Below are 18,204 nucleotides of genomic sequence, written 5' to 3'. Positions count from 1 at the left end.
ACCGGCGTCCGGCCGGTCGCGGCAAGGGCGGCCCGGCGGGAGACCTCCACACGATGACCGGCAAGGACACGACGGCGGAGCGGGGCAGGGGCGCCGGGCTGTGGCCCCTGGTCGAGGCCGAGCGGACGGCGCTGGCGGCCGATCTGGCCGGCCTGGACGAGAAGGGGTGGGCGACGCCGTCGCTGTGCGAGGGGCTGACCGTGCGGGAGGTGCTGGCGCACCTCACCGCGTCGGCGCGGCTCAATCCCGCCCGGTGGATGGCCGGGGTGATCCGCTGCCGCTTCGACTTCGACCGGATGGTCGCCGTCCGGCTCGCGGAGCAGTTGGGCGCGACCCCGGCGGAGACGCTGGAGCGGTTCCGGGGGACGGTGTCCAGCAGGACCAAGCCGCCGTTGCCCGTGGTCGCCCTGCTCGGGGAGGTGATCGTGCACGGGGAGGACATCCGGCGCCCCTTGGGGCTGCGCCGCGACCGTCCGGTCGGGACGCTTACCCACGTCGCTGGCTACTACGGGGGCTCCGACCTGGTGGTACTGGCCAAGGGCCGCATCGGCGGCCTGCGGCTCGTCGCGGACGACGGCCCGTTCACCTGCGGCTCCGGGGCGCTGGTGTCCGGACCGACGCTCTCGCTCGTGATGGCCATGACCGGGCGCGCGGCGTACTGCGACGACCTCACGGGCGACGGGGTCGCGGTCCTGCGTGAGCGCTGCCCGCAGGGGTGAGCGTCCCGCCGCGGGCGCCCGGCCCGCGGCGGGAGCGGGAGTTCAGCTGTGCGAGACGGTGAGGCCGTAGAAGGCGACGCGCGCGCCGCGGGTGGTGCTGTCGGAGGACGACTGGTTGTACGAGCCGGCCTTGAAGTACTGCTTGTACGGGTTGAACGACGACGGGATCGCGTAGTGCGTCGTGCTGCCGTTGACGGTGAGGTCGATGGTGTGGCCGCCCGAGACGCCGATGGTGTACGTCCACGTCTTGCCGACGGACACGTGGCCGACGGTGTGCAGCGTCTGGCCGCCGGCGGGCGAGTTCTCCGTGCCGAGCACGATGTCGCCACTGGAGCGGTAGTACAGCTCCAGCAGCGGCTTGGTGGACGAGCCGCCGGAGCCGAGGTGGATCTGCCCGACGCAGACGTTGGAGGTCACCGAGACCACGCGCAGGGTCGCGTTCATGCGGTGGGTGCCGCTGAGCGGCCAGTCCGCGGCGCTGCCGCTGCGGTTCATCTCGCGCAGCTCGGAGCGGGCGTAGTTGGAGTTGGGCGTGGTGACGCCCTTCTCCGGCGCCCAGAAGGTCATCGCGCCGTCGCGGGTGTCGGTGTAGAAGTAGGCGTCCTGGTAGCCGTTCGGGCCCTGGAGCCGGGACGAGGAGATGGTGGTCGGCGAGCCCGGGGAGCCGACCGGCTCCTGGAGCTGCCACACCGAGAGGTCGAAGTTGCCGCCGGGCGCGACCTTGGGATCGGCGGCGAAGGCGGGGCCGGTGCCGAGGACGACGGTGGCGACGGCGAGGGAGGCGAGCAGCGTACGCGTGCGCATGGGGGGACCTCCTGCGGGATCAAGGTATTCGTGTTCACTTACATGAACGATGTGTGTGGACGTGAACGTCGGGTTACGTCGAGACGGTAGGCCCGTGGCGTGGTCACGTCAAGGTCTGTACCAATGGGCGTACCGTCCGGGCCTGGCCGGCCGTAGGCTGGTGGCCATCATGTCCGCGGTGGAAGTCGTCCAGCTCCTGGTCTCGCCCGTGCACCGGTACATGGGACGGCCGTCCGACGGGCCGTCCCCGGCGCACGACGGCGAAATCGTCCTCCATGCCCAGGTGCGGGCGAACCTCGGCCTGGTGGGGGACCGCTACTACGGCCGTCCCGCCCATCGCGACGCCGCGGTCACACTCATGGCCGCGGAGAACCTTCCCGTGGACATCGACCCGGCGGTCGACCTCCGTCTGACGCGCCGCAACGTCCTGCTCCGGGGCGTCGACATCGACGCGCTCGTGGGCGCGACGGTGTCGCTCGACACCGGCACCGGCCCGGTCCTGCTGGCGGTACGGCGCCCGGCCCGGCCGTGCGCGTGGATGGACGCCGTCATCGGCCCCGGCGCGCAACGCGCCCTGCGCGGCAAGGGCGGTGTCCGGTGCACCCCGCTGACCGACGGCGAACTCGCCGTCGGCCCCGCCGAGTTCACGGTCGTGGCACCCTCGGCGCAGGGGTGACCTCCCGCCCGCGCGCGGCGGCGGGCACAATCACGGAGTCGCGGCCTCGGGTGCCGCGGACATCGCGTACGAGGGAGGAAACGCCGTGCCGCCGACGTCCAGGCCGCTGCGCAAGCTGGGCTTCCTGACCATCGGGCTGTTCGACGAGGCGGATCCCCGCCGCGGCCACCAGTCCACGCTGGAGATCATCGAACTGGGGGAGCGGCTGGGCTTCGACAGCGCCTGGGTGCGCCATCGCCACCTCCAGTACGGCATCTCCTCGCCCGTCGCCGTTCTGGCGGCCGCCTCGCAGCGCACCAGCCGCATCGAACTCGGCACCGCCGTCATCCCGCTGGGCTGGGAGAACCCGCTGCGGCTGGCCGAGGACCTGGCCACGGTGGACCTGCTCTCCGGAGGCCGCCTCAACCCGGGCGTCAGCGTAGGCCCGCCCATGCATTACGACCAGGTCAAACACGCCCTGTACCCCGACACGGCGGAACACGAGGATTTTGGATACCGCCGCGTCGAACGCCTGCTGGACTTCGTCCGGGGCAAGCCCGCGACCGACTTCAGCGGTGTCGAGGGCATCGAGGTCTTCTCCGACCGGGTCCAGCCGCACTCCCCGGGGCTTCACAGCCGCATGTGGTACGGCGGCGGCAGCCTGCGGTCGGCCCAGTGGGCCGGTGAGCACGGCATGAACTTCCTGACCAGCAGCGTCGTGAAGGCCGAGGGGAGCGAGCAGGCCGTCGACTTCGCCGGGATCCAGCTCGCTCAGATCCGCGCCTACCGGGCCCACCACCCCGACGGCGAGGGCGCCCGCGTCTCGCAGGGACTCGTCGTCATCCCCACCGACAGCGCCACGCCGGAGCAGCGGGCCAAGTACGCCGCTTACGCCGAGGCGCGGCTGCCGCGCACGGCAGCGCCGCAGGGGCCGGCGCGCCTGATGTTCGCGCCGGACCTGGTGGGCAGTTCCGACGAGATCGCCGAGCGGCTGACGGCCCACGCGGCCTTCCGCGAGGTCGACGAGGTGGCGTTCGCGCTGCCGTTCAGCTTCGAGCACGAGGACTACGTCCAGATCCTCACGGACATCGCCACCCGCCTCGCGCCGGCGCTGGGCCGGCCCGCCGCCGTGTGACGGAGCCCGTGGGCGGCCCGGTGGCTCCGGGCCGCCCACGGGCGGGAGTTCGCCGTACCGGTCAGCAGTAGAGGTTGTTCCCCTGGCTGACCCCGAGGATCCCCGTGAACCGCTGGTACGCGCTCACGCGGCTCTGGACCTGTGCGGGGTTGCGTCCGTCGCACTCCAGGGAGCCGTTGATGGAGCGGATCGTCTGGCCGAAGCCGGCCTGATTCACCATCGCGTTGTGCGGCGTCATGGTGCCGGGGCCGCTCTGGGTGTTCCAGTACCACAGGCCCGTCTTCCAGGCCACGGCCGAGTCCTGCTCGACGCGCCAGGGGTTGCCCAGCAGGTCGATCCCGAGAGCGTCGCCGGCGGCCTTGTAGTTGAAGTTCCAGCTGAGCTGGATCGGGCCGCGGCCGTAGTACGCGGACTGCCCGGCCGGGCAGCCGTAGGGCTGGCCCCAGTCGCAGTAGTGCGGGTAGTTGGCGGTGTTCTGCTCCACCACGTAGACCAGGCCGCCGGTCTCGTGGTTGACATTGGCGAGGAAGGCCGCGGCCTCCTGCTTTTTCACGGTGTCGCTGCCGCTGTTGGCGAAGCCGGGGTAAGCCGACAGGGCCGCGACCAGGCCGCTGTAGGTGTAGAAGCCGTTCCGGCCCGGGAACATCTGGTTGAACTGGGCCTCGCTGACCACGAATCCGGACGGGTTGCCCGGGTTGCCGCCGCCGCCCGCGGGGGCGTTCCACTTCTGGTTGGCCCCGCCGGTGCAGGTCCAGATCTGCAGCCGGGTGCCGTTGGCGGAGCTGTTCTCGCGGACGTCCAGGCACTTGTTGGCCGCGGGGTTGACGATGTCGTGGGCCGCGGTGACGACCCACTGCTGGTTGGCGCTGCCGGCGCAGTCCCACAACTGGACGGCCGCGCCGTCGGCGGTGCTGCGGTCCACGACGTCCAGGCACTTCCCGAGTGCCCGCAGGGTGCCGTCGCCGGAGTTCGACCAGCGCTGCGCGTTGGTCCCGTTGCAGTCGTAGAGCTGTACCGCGGTGCCGTTGGCGCTGTTCGCGCCGGCCACGTCCACGCACTTGCCGGCCAGTCCGGAGATCTGGCCGTCGGCCGCGTGGGCGGGGGGCGCGGCCACGAACAGTGCCGAGAGGATCGCGGTGAGCACGGCCGTGACCAGGGAACGTCCCACGGCGGCACGCCGGAAGGAGAAGCGTCGGGCAGGTCTGGTGGACCAGGACATCAGGGCCATCGGGGCATCGCTCCTTACACGGCTCACGGCCGTGACGGTGGGGGAGGGAGCTGCGGGGGGAGGGTGCCGCGCCCGGGTCGGGGTCCGGGTACAACGCCTCGTCAGGTCTAGACCATGACAGGATGACGGGACCACGTCAACCATGTGAACGATGCGGAGGGCGCGGGCGGTTGCCCGCCGGTGAACGCCGAAGGGCGGGCCCGGCAGCGGTGAGGCCGCCGGGCCCGCCCCTCGAAGGGATCCTTCGGTCCGGGTCTAGTAGGTGAAGCGCTCCAGGCCGTTCGCCCACGGATTCACGACGTACGCCGTGCGGTGGGCGGTGTCGAGGAACAGGCCCCGGCGGCCGGTGAAGTCGAAGTTGGACGTGGAGAGCGTGGAGCTGACGAGATTGGCGACCGGATGCCGGGCGAGGACCTTCCCGGTGTCCGGGTCGAGCACGGTGATCTCGCTCAGGGCGTTGTTGTCACCCGTGGTGGCCTCCTCGTAGAGGTGCGCGACCAGGGCGACCCCGTGGTCGGCGTCGAGGGCCGGCCACATGACGCCCCTCGTCCCGAGGTCCGCGGGCGACGAGGCGGCCAGGGTGGACTGGGACGCGGAGCGCCAGGTGCTCGTCGGGAACTCGCCGCTGTTGTAGTTGGGAGTGACGGGCCCGGCGGCGACGTACACCTTGTCCCCCTTGCCGTCCGGCAGCAGACCGGCGACGCAGGCGGGCATCGCGGCCGGCGGCGACACCGTGCGCGCGCCGAGGTCGACCGAGACCGCGAAGTACGGGACGCGCCCGGACAGGCAGGGCCCCATCGTGCCGGAGGTCGCCACGAAGAAGGTGCCCGTCGAGGAGTCCACCGAGACGTTGCCCATCGCGCGCCCCGGCTGGGCGGCGTTGAGCGGCAGCGGGTCCGAGACGCGGCCGGTGGCCATGTCGACCGTCCAGAGGCTGTCGACCCCGGACACCCCGTCGTAGGTCACCACGGCCGCCCGGTGCCGGGCCGTGTCGACGGCCCCGCCCATGAAGGAGACCGACGTGGAGCCGCCCTCCGCGCGCAGCGCGGTCGTCCGCACCTCGGCGCCCGTGGCGGTGTCCCGCAGGGCCACCTCGGGGAACGTGCCGCCCTCGAAGGGCTGGTGGGCGATCAGGGTGCGGCCCGTGCCGCGGTCGGCCCCGAGGACCTCGGACATCATCCCGTTGGTGTCGCGGGACACCACGGTCCCGAGGGTGCCGTCGGCCAGGTCGTACGCGGTCGTCGCCGAGCCGCTGACATGGAGCCAGCCGTCGTCCCCCTCCGCGAAGTCATCGGTCGCCAGCAGCGCGGTTCCGCCGCTGACCTCGATGTTCTCCAGGGTGCCCGAGACCGTCTCGCCGTCGAGGTACTGGACGAAGGAGGTGGGCGAGGCCTGGCCGACGGGCTCGCCGGCCCGGGTGGCGATGATCCGGACCGGGTACTGGAGCCCGGTGGGCAGGCCCAGCGCCTTCAGGTCCAGCACCGTCCTCCCCTTCACCGACGGCAGGGGGCGGAACAGCGTCGACGCGTGGTCCACGCCGTTGTCGTCCCGGCCGCTGCCGTTCTGGTTCGTGGCGGTGTTGAGCGCGCCGTACAGGGTCGGCGCCGGGGTCAGGAACTCGATCGCCGCGCCGTCGGCGTGCCCGGCGGCCGTGGCGTCCCAGTTGACCGTCAGCCGCGCGTCGGAGCGCGTCAGTTCGACGGCGTGCGCCTTCTCCGTCGCGCCGTTGCCGAGCAGGGGCGCCTCCGGTCGCTCGTCGGCGCCGGGGCCGACGCGCAGCGCCCGGAAGTCACCGAAGACCTGGCCGTCGTAGAGGGTGATCCCGACGCCGTAGAGACCGGCGCCGCCCGGCGCGAAGGCGGAGGCGGGGATCGTCACCGAGCCCTTCGTGCCGGTGAGCGGGGTGCGCCACTGGGCACGCCACTTGTCGCTGGTCGTGAACGGCGTCCAGTGGCCGACCGAGGACAGCACCAGCTCCGGGTCGGTGGTGTCGCGCAGACCCGTCAGGTCGTAGTGGACGGTGACCGGCTTCCCCAGCGGGCTCGCGCCGGGCGCGGTGGGCGCCTGCGGTTGCAGGTGGGTGCCGTCGGTCGCGCTCAGGGTGAGCCTGCGGCCGGCCGAGGCGACGACCTTGCCGCCGTCGAGCGCCTCGAACGTCACCTGGAGGCTGCGTGCCTCCGACGAGACGAGCGGCAGACCCGCCGCGCCGAGCAGTTCGCGCGGCAGGACCCGCAGGCTCGGACCGGCAGAGGGGATCACGCCGTGCTCGCCGACCCGCAGACGGTACGTCAGATCCTCGTGAGCGCCGGTGAGATCGAGCCCGAAGGTGAGCGGGGCGAACGCGTTCTCGCCCGTCGGCACACCGTCCCAGCTGCCCGTCGGGCCGGCCAGGTCGATGGCGGACGGGTCGGTGGCCTCGACGAACGAGGTGCTGGGCGTGACCGACATGACCTGGCGCTGCGCGACGGACAGGCGCACCGCCGACGGGGAGAGGTCGTGGCGCTTGGAGAGCACCTTCTCCACCGCGGCCGTCACGTCCAGCTGGGTGCCCATGTGCAGTTCCCGGTCCGCCTGCGGGGGCTGGGCGATCGGGCGTCCGGTGGCGACCAGCAGGTCGCGCACCTTGCGCGGGGTGAACTTCTGCCCCGTCGCCTCGGCCGCCGCCAGCACGTCGGCCGCCGCGGCGGCGATCATCGGTGCCGACGCGGAGGTGCCGCCGTTGAGCACCACCTGCGGGCCGTCCGACGTGTGGAACAGCGACGGCAGGTTGTCGCCGGGCGCGGCCAGGTCGATCCGGGTGCCGAAGCCGGAGGAGTAGCCGGCCGAGCCGTTGTAGCGGGTCGTCGGGTAGACGGCGGTGCGCACGTCGTCCGAGCTGAGCGTGTCGTCCACGGTGGTGCCGCCCGCGCCGATCACCCCGGTGTCGCGGACCAGCGACGGGGTCGTGGTCGGGGCGACGTCGTCGATGCTCGTCTGCGCGTGCGTGCTCGACGTCAGGTCGGTCGGCGTGCTGCCGCCGTCCGGGCCGACCGACACCGGCAGCCCGAGCCGGGTGCCGTCGTTGGAGGAGACGACCACCACGATGCCGGAGTCCACGATGGCACGCAGGGTGTCCCGGACCGCCGGGTCGTCCTCCAGCCACCGCGACGGGAAGCCGATCGACCCGTCGGTGCCGAAGCCCAGGCTGGCGGTGATCACGGTCGGGCGCGGCTTCTGCGCGGCGGCGGCGCGCAGCGCCGTCGCGATGCCCTCGGCCGACGGCTCCTCGGGCACGACGAGCCGGTACTGCGCCCCGGGGGCGATGCCCAGCAGGTCGGTGGCACCGCTCCCGGTGGCCTCCGGGCGCTGCCGGTCGTGGGGCAGCGGCGCCATCATCGAGAAGTCCAGGAGCACTTCACCGAGGTTGGGGTCCTGGCCCTCGATGGACCCGGTCGGGTCGAGCTTGCCCGCGTTGTCGCTGGTGTACGTCGGGATCAGCGGCAGGGAGGGGTAGTCCAGGTAGCGCTGGCCGTCCTTGACCACGGTGGTGGGTCCGTAGCCGCGCACGTAGTCGTCGCCCGCGTCCGCCATGGACTGGTCGGTGAGGTCGCCCAGTGAGACGTTGGTGATGATCTGGCCCGCGCCGGGCAGCGCGTGCAGGAGGTCCGCGGAGTCCTGGAACGCTCCGACGACGTTCACGCCACCGGAGTTGAGGTAGGACTGGAAGGACGTCGTCAGGCCCTCGTTGGCGGGCACGGCCCCGGCCGCCGCGGGTGCGGCGGCGCGGGCGCCGCGGCGGGAGCCGAGGCCGTCGATCGACGCGCGGACGGTGTCCGTCAGCGCCACGGGGCCGGAGTTCATGGTCTGCGGCCGGACCGCTGAACGGGCTCCGCCGGAGGCGGCCCCCAGGGTGTAGGGCGTCAGCGCGGCCGCGTCGGCCCGGCGCTGGAGGACCGCGGCGGACGGGGCGAGCGGCTCGCCGAGCCCGGTGCGGCCCTGCGGCTGCGGCACGGGGAAGGCCCGGGTGGTGCCGTCCTTCCGGGTCAGGGTGCCGGTCCCGTCGTCGGACCAGTGCACCACCGAGCCGTCGGCGAGGGTGAGGGAGTGCGCGGCCGGTGCCGAACCCCGCTGCGGGGCGGGGCCGTCGGGGGCGGCGTGGGCGAGCGGGGTCGCGGTGAGGGTGAGGAGGAGAGCGGCGAGGGTGGTCAACCGGGTGCGTCTGAGGCGTGAGGACATGCAACGCCCTTCTGGGTGTGTGCAGGGCCAGCTGCGTCGTCGGGACTGGCGGGGCGGAGATCACCTTGTCGGTGCCCCGTCAGCACGGACAAGCGTCCGCGGACGCGGGTTCGCGCAGTTGCACACATGCGCGCCGTACCGAACGGCGGGCGACCGGCGGACAACGCGCGGAAACATGCGGGGCGTACGATCAACGGGCGTTCCCCGATCGACGGATGGGCAGGCCAGATGGACATCACCTCCGGCGGCCCATGGACCGGTACCGGCCTGGACCCGCTCAGCGGCCGCGTTCTGGAGTTCCTGGTCGGCCACCCCGCGGCCGGCGCCGAGGCGGTGGCGGAGGGCGTCGGCGTACCCGTCGAGGACGCCGAACGCGCGTTGCGGACGCTGGAGGACGAACTGCTCGTCCTCCGCGTCGCGGGCCGACCGACCCGCTGGCGGGCCGGCCCGCCGCGTTCGTCCCTCGGGTCGCTGCTCGCCCGCAGGCGCGGTGAACTCGCCCAGGCGGAGCTGTACATGGAGCAGCTCCACGAGGTCTACCGTGCCGTCTCCGGCTCGCACGCCCCGCACCTCGTGGAGGTCCTGGAGCGCGCCGAGGAGGTCGCCGCACGCTATGCCCACCTCCTCAGGGCCAGCCGCCGCGAGGTGCTGCACCTGGCGAAGCCGCCCTATGTGACCGGTACGGAGACCGCCTACGGCGAAGGGCGGGAACGGGCCGCGGGGGAGGCCGCCGTCCAGGACGGGGTGCGGCTGCGCTCCGTCTACGACACCGAGGGCTTCACCGACGAGATGTCGCTCGAAACCGCACTGCGCGGCACGGCGGGCGGCGGTGAACTGCGGCTCAGCTCGGGCCTCCCCGTCAAACTCGTGGTCTTCGACGGCACCACCGCCCTGCTGCCGGTCGACAGCGACCACCCCGCGGCCGGGTCGCTGGTGATCCACGCCCCGGCCATGGTCGCCGTACTGGTCGCGCTGTTCGAGCGGCTGTGGGAGCGCGCCGTGCCCATGTCGCTGGAGAGCCGCCAGGACTGGCCGGTCGCGCGCCAGACGCGTGAGGCGGACATCGACGAGCGCACCCACGAGATCCTGCACCTCATGGCCACGGGGATGAAGGACGACGCCATCGCCCGGGTGCTCGGCGTCAGCCGCCGCACCGTCCAGAAGCACGTGAGCGAGGCCGGTACCGCGCTCGGTGCCCGGACCCGCTTCCAGATAGCCCTGCTGGCCGCGGAGCGCGGCTGGCTCGACCGCCGCCCCGGCCCGCCGGGTACGGGAGCGGGTGCCGGCCCGGCACCCGCCGTGCGGGCCTGAGGCCCCCGGCGCCACCGGCGGGGTCCGGAATCGGTCCGGTGCCGGAAGCGTTGCGGGTCAGCAGGGGGGCGGTCCGCCTGGGCGGTACCGTGACAGCGGACTACGGATGATCAAGGCGGAACGTCATGCACGGCGAGTACAAAGTGCCCGGTGGCAAGCTGGTGCTGGTCGACCTCGAGGAGCGGGACGGAGTCCTGAGGGACGTCCGGGTAGCGGGCGACTTCTTCCTGGAGCCCGACGAGGCGATCCTCGCGATCGACCGGGCCCTGGAAGGGACGCCGGTGACCACCGACGCCGCCGGGATCGCGGCGCGCGTCGAGGCCGCGCTCCCCGAGGGCACCGTGATGTACGGGCTCACGGCCGAGGGCATCGCCGTCGCGGTGCGCCGGGCGGTCGCGCAGGCGACGGACTGGACCGACTACGACTGGCAGCTGATCCGGGAGGCCCCCCAGTCGCCCGAACTCCACATGGCGCTGGACGAGGTCATCACGGCCGAGGTCGCGGCGGGCCGGCGGCCGCCGACCCTGCGCGTGTGGGAGTGGGGCGCCCCGGCCGTCATCATCGGCAGCTTCCAGTCGCTGCGCAACGAGGTCGACCCCGAGGGCGCGGAGCGGCACGGCATCACCGTGGTACGGCGCATCTCGGGCGGCGGCGCGATGTTCGTGGAGCCGGGCAACACCATCACGTACTCCCTGTCGGTGCCCGCGTCACTGGTGTCGGGGCTGTCGTTCGCCGACTCCTACGCCTACCTGGACGACTGGGTGCTGGAGGCGCTCGGCGACATGGGCATCAAGGCCTGGTACCAGCCGCTCAACGACATCGCCACGGAGGCCGGCAAGATCGCCGGTGCCGCGCAGAAGCGCATGGTGGGACCCGAGGGCGGCGCCGGCGCGGTGCTGCACCACGTGACGATGGCCTACGACATCGACGCCGACAAGATGCTCGAAGTCCTGCGCATCGGCCGCGAGAAGCTCTCCGGCAAGGGCATCGCCAGTGCGAAGAAGCGCGTCGACCCGCTGCGGCGGCAGACCGGCCTGCCCCGCGAGACGGTCATCGACCGCATGGTCGACTCCTTCCGCACCCGCTACGGGCTCAGCACCGGTCAGGTCACCGCAGAGGAACTCGCCCGCGCCGAGGAGCTCGCCGCGACGAAGTTCGGCACGGCGGAGTGGACCGCGCGCGTGCCGTAATCCCCCCATACCCGTCCGGGCTCCGCGCAGGTGACTCTGTCCGCGCTTGACCTCGGCCCTCCTAGTTAGACTAGCCTTACCTAAATTGCTGGGTGGGGCCGGTCGGCGACCGGCCGGGTTTCCGGAGGGGTGCGCGGAGTGCGAACGAAGGTGCCACCGGGGCGTGACGTCCTGCTGCGGACCGTCAGGAGCCGCGGGCGGGACGTCGCGACCGGTGCCGTGCTCGGGGCCGGGCACCAGTTCGGGGAGGCGCTGGTCCCCGTCCTGATCGGCGTCGTCGTCGACCGGGCCGTGGCCGGCGGGGACAGCGGCGCGCTGCTGGGCTGGCTCGCCGTGCTCGCCGTGGTGTACGTCGGGCTCTCCTTCAGTTTCCGATTCGGCGCCCGCGCCGGTGAACGGGCCGCGGAACAGGCCGCGCACGAGCTCAGGACCGCCCTCGTCCGGCGCGTCCTGGACCCCGCGGGCGGCGCGGAGCAGGGCCGGCTGCCCGGCGAGCTCGCGAACATCGCGACGGAGGACGCCAAGCGCGTCGGCGCCGTCAACATGGCCGTGATGACCGGCATTTCGGCGCTCACCGGACTCCTGGTGAGCGCCGTGGCCCTGCTGCGGATCTCCGTCCCGCTCGGCCTGGTCGTGCTCCTCGGCACACCGGTGCTGCTCTGGCTCGGGCACTTGCTCAGCAAGCCCCTGGAACGGCGCAGCGAGGCCGAGCAGGAACAGGCCGCGCACGCCTCGGGAGTCGCCGCCGACCTGGTGACGGGACTGCGGGTGCTCAAGGGCATCGGCGCCCAGGCCGCCGCCGTCGAACGCTACCGGCGCACCAGCCGCGCCTCGCTGGGCGCCACGGTGCGGGCGGCCCGCGCGGAGGCATGGCAGAGCGGGGTGGTGCTCACCCTCACCGGCGTCTTCATCGCCGTCGTCGCGCTGATCGGCGGACGGCTCGCCCTGGCCGGCGACATCACCCTGGGCCAGTTCGTCTCCGCCGTCGGTCTCGCGCTCTTCCTGCTCGGGCCGCTGGAGGTGTTCGCCTGGGTCAACGCCGAGTTCGCCCAAGGCCGGGCCTCCGCCGCCCGCGTCGCCGCCGTGCTCGCCGTGGAACCCGCGGTACCGGCCGGCCCGGCCGAACTGCCCGCCCCCGTGCGCGGCGCACTGCGGCTGCGCGGCGTCGGCCTCGGCGCGCTCCGCGGGGCGGACCTCGACGTCCGCCCCGGCGAACTGCTCGGCGTCGCCAGCACCGACCCCGCCGCCGCCCAGGCGCTGCTCGACTGCCTCGGTCGCACCGCGGACCCCGAGACCGGTGTCGTCGAACTGGACGGCACACCCCTGACGGACCTCGACCCGGCCCTCCTGCGCACCGCGGTCCTCGTCGCCGCGCACGACGCCGACCTCTTCGAGGGCACCCTCGCCGACAACCTGGGCGGCACCGGGGACACCGACCGCGCGCTGGCAGCCGCCTGCGCCGACGAGGTCGCCCGGGCCCTCCCCCAGGGCACCGCCACCGGGATCACCGAGGGCGGCCGTTCGCTCTCCGGCGGCCAGCGCCAGCGCGTCGTGCTCGCCCGCGCCCTCGCGGCCGAGCGGCCGGTGCTCGTCGTCCACGACCCGACCACGGCCGTCGACGCGGTCACCGAGGCCCGCATCGCCGCCGGGCTGCGCGAGCACCGCCGCGGCCGGACGACCCTCGTGGTCACCAACAGCCCCGCGCTGCTGTCCGTCACCGACCGCGTCGTGCTCCTCGACGGGGGCCAGGTGACCGCCGACGGCCGGCACGGCGACCTCGTGCACGGCGACACGACCTACCGGACGGCGGTACTGGCATGACGACGGAGAGCCTGTCCCCGGAACGCGAACTCCTCCCCACGGCGACGCCCGCCAGGACCCGGGCCGCGGTGCGCGAACTGCTGCGCCCGCACCGGGCCCTGGCCGCCGGCGGGGCCGCGGTGATGGTGGCGGCCACGGCGGTGGGGCTGCTGACACAGCCCCTGCTGGGCCGCGTCGTCGACCTGGTGACCGAGCGGAGCCCCGCGGGCGCACTGACGCTGCCCGTGGTCCTGCTGGTCCTGGTCGCGCTCGCGCAGGGAACGGCCACCGCACTCGGCATGACGCTGGTGTCGCGGCTCGGCGAGACCGCACTGGCCGAACTGCGCGAACGCTTCGTCGAACGGGCGCTGTCGCTCCCGCTGGACCGGCTGGAGCGGGCAGGCTCCGGCGACCTCAACGCCCGTGTCACGCGCGACGTCTCGCGGGTGGCCGACGCCATCCGCACGGCGCTGCCCGAACTCGTCCGCTCAGGGCTGGCGATCGTGCTGACGCTGGCCGCCCTCGCGGTCCTGGACTGGCGGTTCCTGGCGGCGGCGCTGCTGGCGGCGCCCGTGCAGGCGTACACCGCCCGCTGGTACGTCCGCAACGCCGGCCCGCTGTACGCCAAGGAGCGCATCGCCACCGGCGCCCAGCAGCAGCAGTTGCTCGACACGATCGGCGGCGCCGCCACGGTCCGCGCCTACCGGGCAGAGACCGCCCACACCGCGCGCGTCACGGAGAGTTCCCGCGCGGCGGTCGCCCTGACGCTGCGCGGAGTGCAACTCGTGCTGCGCTTCTACAGCCGGCTGCACGTGGCCGAGTACACCGGACTGGCCGCCGTGCTGGTGACCGGGTTCCTGCTGGTGCGCGGCGGCTCCGTGTCCATCGGTACGGCGACGGCGGCGGCCCTGTACTTCCACAGCCTCTTCGGCCCGGTGAACACCGCGCTGGTGCTGCTCGACGACGCGCAGTCGGCCACCGCGGGCCTCGCCCGGCTGGTCGGCGTCGTCGACGAGCCCGTGCCGCCCGCGGACGCCGGTCGTGATGAACTGCCCACCGCCACCGCGGGCGTGCCCCCCACCGTCACGGTGGAGCGCGTCGGGCACGCCTACGTCCCGGGCCGGCCGGTGCTGAGCGACGTGGACCTCGTGCTGCGGCCCAAGGAGAAGGTCGCCCTCGTCGGTGCCAGCGGCGCGGGCAAGACCACCCTCGCCAAGATCGTCGTCGGCATCCACCGGCCGTCGTCCGGCCGGGTCGACATCGGCGGCACCGAACCATCGGAGAGCGCGGCCGCGGTGGGCCTGGTCACCCAGGAGGTGCACGTCTTCTCCGGCCCGCTCACCGAGGACCTGCGCCTGGCCCGGCCGGACGCCACCGACGACGAACTGCGCGAAGCCCTGCGGCGGGTCGGCGCGCTCGGCTGGGCCGAGGCGCTGCCCGAGGGCCTCGGCACCGTCGTCGGCGAGGGCGGCCACCGGCTGACCGCGGACCGCTCGCAGCAACTCGCCCTCGCCCGCCTGGTGCTGGCCGATCCCCCGGTCGCCGTCCTCGACGAGGCCACCGCGGAAGCCGGCAGCGCCGGCGCCGGGCGCCTGGAAGAGGCCGCCGAACGCGCGCTGGAGGGCCGTACCGCCCTCGTCGTCGCGCACCGGCTCAGCCAGGCGGCCTCCGCCGACCGGGTCGTGGTGATGGAGGAAGGGCGTGTCGCCGAGACCGGCACCCACGACGAACTGCTGTCCGCCGGAGGGCCGTACGCCGCCCTGTGGCGGGCCTGGGCGGAGCACCGCAGCGGCGCCCGGCCGTAACCCTCCACCGGCCCTTGCCCGACGCTTGCCCGACCCATGTCCGACCCGTACGTCCAATCGACACGAACAGAAGGATCACGCGATGCCCCGCGCCACCAGAGCCACCCGGTTCGCCGGACTGCTCGCCTCCGTCATGATGCTCATCGGCGCGGTCGCCGCCTGCGGCTCCACCGACTCGGCCTCCGGCTCCCCGGCCCCGGACTCCTCCGGCTCCGCCAAGGCGCCGGTGAGCACTGCCTTCCCCGTCACCCTCACCCACAAGTACGGCAGCACCACGATCAAGGCCGAGCCCAAGCGCGTGGTCACCGTGGGCCTCACCGACCAGGACGCCGTCCTCGCGCTCGGCACCGTGCCCGTCGGCACCACCGAGTGGATCGGCGGCTACAAGGGCGCCATCGGCCCCTGGGCCCAGGACAAGCTCGGCTCGGCCGCCGTGCCCACGGTCCTGAAGGACACCGGCACCGGGCCGCAGGTCGAGAAGATCGCCGCGCTGAGGCCCGACCTCATCCTCGCGCTGTACTCCGGCCTGACCAAGGCCCAGTACGACACGCTGTCGAAGTTCGCCCCGGTCGTGGCCCAGCCCAAGGAGTACAACGACTACGGCATTCCGTGGCAGCAGCAGACCGAGACCGTCGGCAAGGCGCTCGGCAAGGCCGACGAGGCCAAGAAGCTCGTGGACGGCGTCGAGGCGAAGTTCGCCGCCGCCAAGACGGCCAACCCCGCCTTCGCCAAGGCCACCGCGGTCATGGCCACCCCGTACGAGGGCACCTTCGTCTACGGCAGCCAGGACGCCCGCTCCCGCCTGCTGGCCGACCTCGGTCTGAAGCTCCCCGCCGACCTGGACAAGGTGATCGGCGACCAGTTCGGCGCCAACATCAGCAAGGAGCGCACCGACCTCCTCGACCAGGGCGTCGCCGTGTGGATCGTGCCCGACACCACCGCGGCCGTCACCAAGCTGCACCAGGACAAGCTGTACGCCGACCTGAAGGTGGTGAAGGAGGGCCGCGAGGTCTTCGTCAAGGAGTCCGGCGACTACGGCAACGCCGTGTCCCTCTCGACCGTGCTCAGCATCCCCTACGTGCTCGACCGCCTTGTGCCGCAGCTCGCGGCGGCGGTGGACGGGGACCCGGCCACCAAGGCGGAGCAGCCCGCCTCCTGAGTGACCGTCAGGCGGTGTGCGCCCCGGCGCACACCGCCCGGCCCCCCGTCCGCCGGTCAGGCCTCCGGGTCGGACATGATCTCCCGGACCTCCTGCGGACAGCGGCACGCGGCGGCGAACTCGGCGGCCCATTTCAGCGCGTCCTCACGCGAGGGCACATCGATGACCGAGAACCCGCCGAGGACCGCCTTGGTCTCCGGGTAGGGGCCGTCGGTGACGGTCCCGTCGGTGGCCACGTGGCTCGCGCGCTGCGTGTGCAGCCCACCGCCGAAGACCCACACGCCCGATTCTCGCGCCGCCCGCACCACTGCGTGCGAGGCCTTGACCACCTCGGGCAACTCCTCCTCGGGGATGACCATCGTGCCGTCGTCGAACGAGATCAGAAAGTGCGTCATCCGTAGCTCCCTGGCCGGTTGCTCCTTCGGGCGCCACTCACCCTACGGCGAACGGCTCCCTCCCGGCTCGCGGAACGGGCCCCGACGCACGACGCGGTGGCGCAGCCCCCCGAGGCGAAGGGGCGGCTCCCGCCGAGGTCCCCCCGGCATTGCTGCCGGGGGGAGGACGGGCCATCACGGCTGACCGGTACCGGGCGGAGCCCGGCCCGGTACCCGCCCGTCAGACCCGGCGCCACCGCCTCGGCAGCGGGCGCCGTGCCGCCGATCGCCATGTCGCCGTCCCCCGGCTCGGGACGGAACCGCTCGGCCTCCTCCGCCGGACGACCGGAGGCCAGGCGGGCCCGGCCCCGTGCCGCCGCCGGCGGGTGGAGACCACCGGGTTCGGGAGCGCGTCCTGCTCGAGCCAGGGATGCCGGCCGGCGGTCCCCCCGTACAGCGTCGTGACGTACAGCCGACGTCGCAGCAGGTGGAAGCCCGCCCCGCGGATCCCGGCGGTGAATTCCGGCCCGACCATGCAGCCGTCGAGCCGGACGCCCGTCGAACGTGTCATGGCGCGCATCAGCAGTCCTCCGCGGGAGCGAGATCCGGAGTACGGCCGCCGGGGCGCTTGAGCAAGAAGCTGAAGTCGCCGGAGAGCTTGCCGGTCAGCCGGACCGCCGACACCAGACTCCCGTCCGTGATCAGTCGTTCGACCTCGGCCCGTGGCAGACCGCAGCCCTCGGCGATCAGCCGCACCGGCCGGACGGGAATGCGTGCCGCGAAACGGACCGAGACGTCGATCACCTCGCGGTCCGGGCTGTCCGGTCCGCCGGTGTCGAGGCGCCAGGCGCTCTCCCAGTCGAGCGCGACGCGGTTGCGGCGCAGCAGGACCGGGTCCTGGAGCAGTTCGGCCGCCAGGGCGGGGTCGTTGTTGTGCATCCGGTCCAGCAGCGCGGGCCGTACGGAGCGTACGTTCACACGCTCCAGGACCGTGAGCTTCACGGTGTCCCCGCACTCGGTGCAGAGCACGAGCAGCCAGGCGTCGATGAGTTTGTGGTTGGCGTTGACACGGAACTTGCCGTTCGCCCGGAAGCGTCCGGACGCGCAGGTGTGGCAACGGCGGAGGACGGTCGGCAGGCAGGTGGGCATGACCACCCAGTTCTGGAGCACAGAAGTACACCGGTTTCAGTGAGAAGACCGCAGCAGGAAGCAGCGCGGCGCACGGCATGCGCGACGCGCGACAGATCAGCGCTCGGGAGGTCTCACACGGTGTACAACGGGACGTCCTTGCCTCGACGACGGGGTCGGCAGCACGGTAGTGGCGCGGGGCGGCGCCGTTCCACTGGTTTTTCCGTGCCCCGCCACCGGCCGTCCGACCGGGCGGGCCAAGGTGCTTGACGGGACGTCAGCGGCGGCCGGCCGAGGCCCGGGTCAGCTCGCGGTCGTACTCCTCGGCATCGAAGTGGAACGCCGGAGGGCACACCTGACCGGCGGGCACCTGCCAGTCGGACCACTCGACGAGGCCGTCGTGACGCCGCACGAGCACCGACAGCCGGCCGCAGCATCCGCCCGTGCAGGCGGGTTCCCCGAGGACGACCCGTCGCCCCTCTGCGGTGGCCCGGAGCGGACTGCGCCCGTCGGCGGGCAGGGCCTCGTCCACGAGCGGACCGCGGCCTCCCTCGCCGACCGCCTCCGCCACGACGTCCTCACCGTCGACCCGGAGCCGTAGCCGGGCGGGCCATCGGGGGCACGGCGGCAGCACATCGAGGTCGAGTCGATTGAACATCCGTCCAGAACAGGGGTGGGCCG

Annotated in this window: 14 protein-coding genes; 8 read left to right on the top strand and 6 right to left on the bottom strand. The window is 73.2% G+C overall.

Annotated elements, in window-relative coordinates; translation table 11 throughout:
* Nucleotides 1–53 precede the first annotated feature (53 nt).
* On the top strand, nucleotides 54–719 hold the full coding sequence (locus ACIP9H_RS07790; protein ID WP_401582325.1) for a maleylpyruvate isomerase family mycothiol-dependent enzyme: 666 nt from the start codon (nucleotides 54–56) through the stop codon (nucleotides 717–719).
* A gap of 42 nt (nucleotides 720–761) precedes the next feature.
* On the opposite strand, the gene ACIP9H_RS07785 is transcribed toward ACIP9H_RS07790, so the two are convergent.
* The gene (locus ACIP9H_RS07785; protein ID WP_401582323.1) at nucleotides 762–1,523 is read right to left on the bottom strand and encodes a polysaccharide lyase family 7 protein; all 762 of its coding nucleotides are present in this window, start codon (nucleotides 1,521–1,523) and stop codon (nucleotides 762–764) included.
* Between the two features lie 169 nt (nucleotides 1,524–1,692).
* Here ACIP9H_RS07785 and ACIP9H_RS07780 point away from each other — a divergent pair, with 169 nt between their 5' ends.
* Together ACIP9H_RS07780 and ACIP9H_RS07775 are read left to right on the top strand one after the other, a co-directional pair.
* Nucleotides 1,693–2,199 carry a molybdenum cofactor biosysynthesis protein gene (locus ACIP9H_RS07780; protein WP_401582320.1) on the top strand — a complete coding sequence of 169 codons (507 nt, stop codon included), beginning with the start codon at nucleotides 1,693–1,695 and terminating at the stop codon, nucleotides 2,197–2,199.
* 85 nt (nucleotides 2,200–2,284) lie between these two features.
* Complete coding sequence (locus ACIP9H_RS07775) at nucleotides 2,285–3,313, top strand: LLM class flavin-dependent oxidoreductase (protein WP_401582317.1); 1,029 nt, start codon at nucleotides 2,285–2,287, stop codon at nucleotides 3,311–3,313.
* A gap of 61 nt (nucleotides 3,314–3,374) precedes the next feature.
* On the opposite strand, the gene ACIP9H_RS07770 is transcribed toward ACIP9H_RS07775, so the two are convergent.
* Complete coding sequence (locus tag ACIP9H_RS07770) at nucleotides 3,375–4,532, bottom strand: lectin (RefSeq protein ID WP_401582409.1); 1,158 nt, start codon at nucleotides 4,530–4,532, stop codon at nucleotides 3,375–3,377.
* Between the two features lie 264 nt (nucleotides 4,533–4,796).
* Nucleotides 4,797–8,756, bottom strand: a complete 3,960-nt coding sequence (locus tag ACIP9H_RS07765; RefSeq protein ID WP_401958122.1) for a S8 family serine peptidase — start codon at nucleotides 8,754–8,756, stop codon at nucleotides 4,797–4,799.
* 228 nt (nucleotides 8,757–8,984) lie between these two features.
* On the opposite strand from ACIP9H_RS07765, the gene ACIP9H_RS07760 reads away from it, so the two are divergent.
* The 5 genes from ACIP9H_RS07760 to ACIP9H_RS07740 all read left to right on the top strand — a co-directional run bounded on the left by ACIP9H_RS07760 (nucleotide 8,985) and on the right by ACIP9H_RS07740 (nucleotide 16,021).
* Nucleotides 8,985–10,067 (top strand): helix-turn-helix domain-containing protein, encoded by a 1,083-nt coding sequence (locus tag ACIP9H_RS07760; protein WP_401958120.1) that lies wholly within the window; start codon nucleotides 8,985–8,987, stop codon nucleotides 10,065–10,067.
* 125 nt (nucleotides 10,068–10,192) lie between these two features.
* Nucleotides 10,193–11,257, top strand: a complete 1,065-nt coding sequence (locus ACIP9H_RS07755; protein ID WP_401582311.1) for a biotin/lipoate A/B protein ligase family protein — start codon at nucleotides 10,193–10,195, stop codon at nucleotides 11,255–11,257.
* A gap of 138 nt (nucleotides 11,258–11,395) precedes the next feature.
* Complete coding sequence (locus ACIP9H_RS07750) at nucleotides 11,396–13,078, top strand: ABC transporter ATP-binding protein (protein ID WP_401582309.1); 1,683 nt, start codon at nucleotides 11,396–11,398, stop codon at nucleotides 13,076–13,078.
* A complete protein-coding gene (locus ACIP9H_RS07745) occupies nucleotides 13,075–14,862 on the top strand; it encodes an ABC transporter ATP-binding protein (protein WP_401958116.1) in 1,788 nt (595 codons plus the stop codon). The genes ACIP9H_RS07750 and ACIP9H_RS07745 overlap by 4 nt, the downstream gene beginning before the upstream one ends.
* Nucleotides 14,863–14,944: 82 nt before the next feature.
* Nucleotides 14,945–16,021, top strand: a complete 1,077-nt coding sequence (locus ACIP9H_RS07740) for an iron-siderophore ABC transporter substrate-binding protein (protein ID WP_401582305.1) — start codon at nucleotides 14,945–14,947, stop codon at nucleotides 16,019–16,021.
* Between the two features lie 56 nt (nucleotides 16,022–16,077).
* Here the strand turns inward: ACIP9H_RS07740 and ACIP9H_RS07735 are convergent, their stop codons facing one another.
* The 3 genes from ACIP9H_RS07735 to ACIP9H_RS07725 form a co-directional block, all read right to left on the bottom strand.
* A complete protein-coding gene (locus tag ACIP9H_RS07735; protein WP_401582304.1) occupies nucleotides 16,078–16,416 on the bottom strand; it encodes a YciI family protein in 339 nt (112 codons plus the stop codon).
* A 558-nt stretch (nucleotides 16,417–16,974) separates the two neighbouring features.
* Nucleotides 16,975–17,565: a DUF1062 domain-containing protein gene (locus tag ACIP9H_RS07730; protein ID WP_401958111.1), complete on the bottom strand. Its 591-nt coding sequence runs from the start codon at nucleotides 17,563–17,565 to the stop codon at nucleotides 16,975–16,977.
* Between the two features lie 235 nt (nucleotides 17,566–17,800).
* Nucleotides 17,801–18,181: a hypothetical protein gene (locus tag ACIP9H_RS07725; RefSeq protein WP_401958109.1), complete on the bottom strand. Its 381-nt coding sequence runs from the start codon at nucleotides 18,179–18,181 to the stop codon at nucleotides 17,801–17,803.
* Between the last annotated feature and the right edge of the window lie 23 nt (nucleotides 18,182–18,204).

The sequence above is a fragment of the Streptomyces sp. NPDC088732 genome, assembly GCF_044751205.1.
GTDB lineage: Bacteria > Actinomycetota > Actinomycetes > Streptomycetales > Streptomycetaceae > Actinacidiphila.
Note: the sequence above shows the minus strand (reverse complement) of the source record. Positions and strands in the feature narration are given on the sequence as shown.

Coding starts and splice junctions, on each gene's coding strand:
- ACIP9H_RS07760 (WP_401958120.1), top strand. CDS start 8,985: ATGGACATCACCTCCGGCGGCCCATGGACCGGTACCGGCCTGGACCCG.
- ACIP9H_RS07780 (WP_401582320.1), top strand. CDS start 1,693: ATGTCCGCGGTGGAAGTCGTCCAGCTCCTGGTCTCGCCCGTGCACCGG.
- ACIP9H_RS07735 (WP_401582304.1), bottom strand. CDS start 16,416: ATGACGCACTTTCTGATCTCGTTCGACGACGGCACGATGGTCATCCCC.
- ACIP9H_RS07755 (WP_401582311.1), top strand. CDS start 10,193: ATGCACGGCGAGTACAAAGTGCCCGGTGGCAAGCTGGTGCTGGTCGAC.
- ACIP9H_RS07770 (WP_401582409.1), bottom strand. CDS start 4,532: ATGTCCTGGTCCACCAGACCTGCCCGACGCTTCTCCTTCCGGCGTGCC.
- ACIP9H_RS07725 (WP_401958109.1), bottom strand. CDS start 18,181: ATGTTCAATCGACTCGACCTCGATGTGCTGCCGCCGTGCCCCCGATGG.
- ACIP9H_RS07745 (WP_401958116.1), top strand. CDS start 13,075: ATGACGACGGAGAGCCTGTCCCCGGAACGCGAACTCCTCCCCACGGCG.
- ACIP9H_RS07740 (WP_401582305.1), top strand. CDS start 14,945: ATGCCCCGCGCCACCAGAGCCACCCGGTTCGCCGGACTGCTCGCCTCC.
- ACIP9H_RS07785 (WP_401582323.1), bottom strand. CDS start 1,523: ATGCGCACGCGTACGCTGCTCGCCTCCCTCGCCGTCGCCACCGTCGTC.
- ACIP9H_RS07790 (WP_401582325.1), top strand. CDS start 54: ATGACCGGCAAGGACACGACGGCGGAGCGGGGCAGGGGCGCCGGGCTG.
- ACIP9H_RS07765 (WP_401958122.1), bottom strand. CDS start 8,756: ATGTCCTCACGCCTCAGACGCACCCGGTTGACCACCCTCGCCGCTCTC.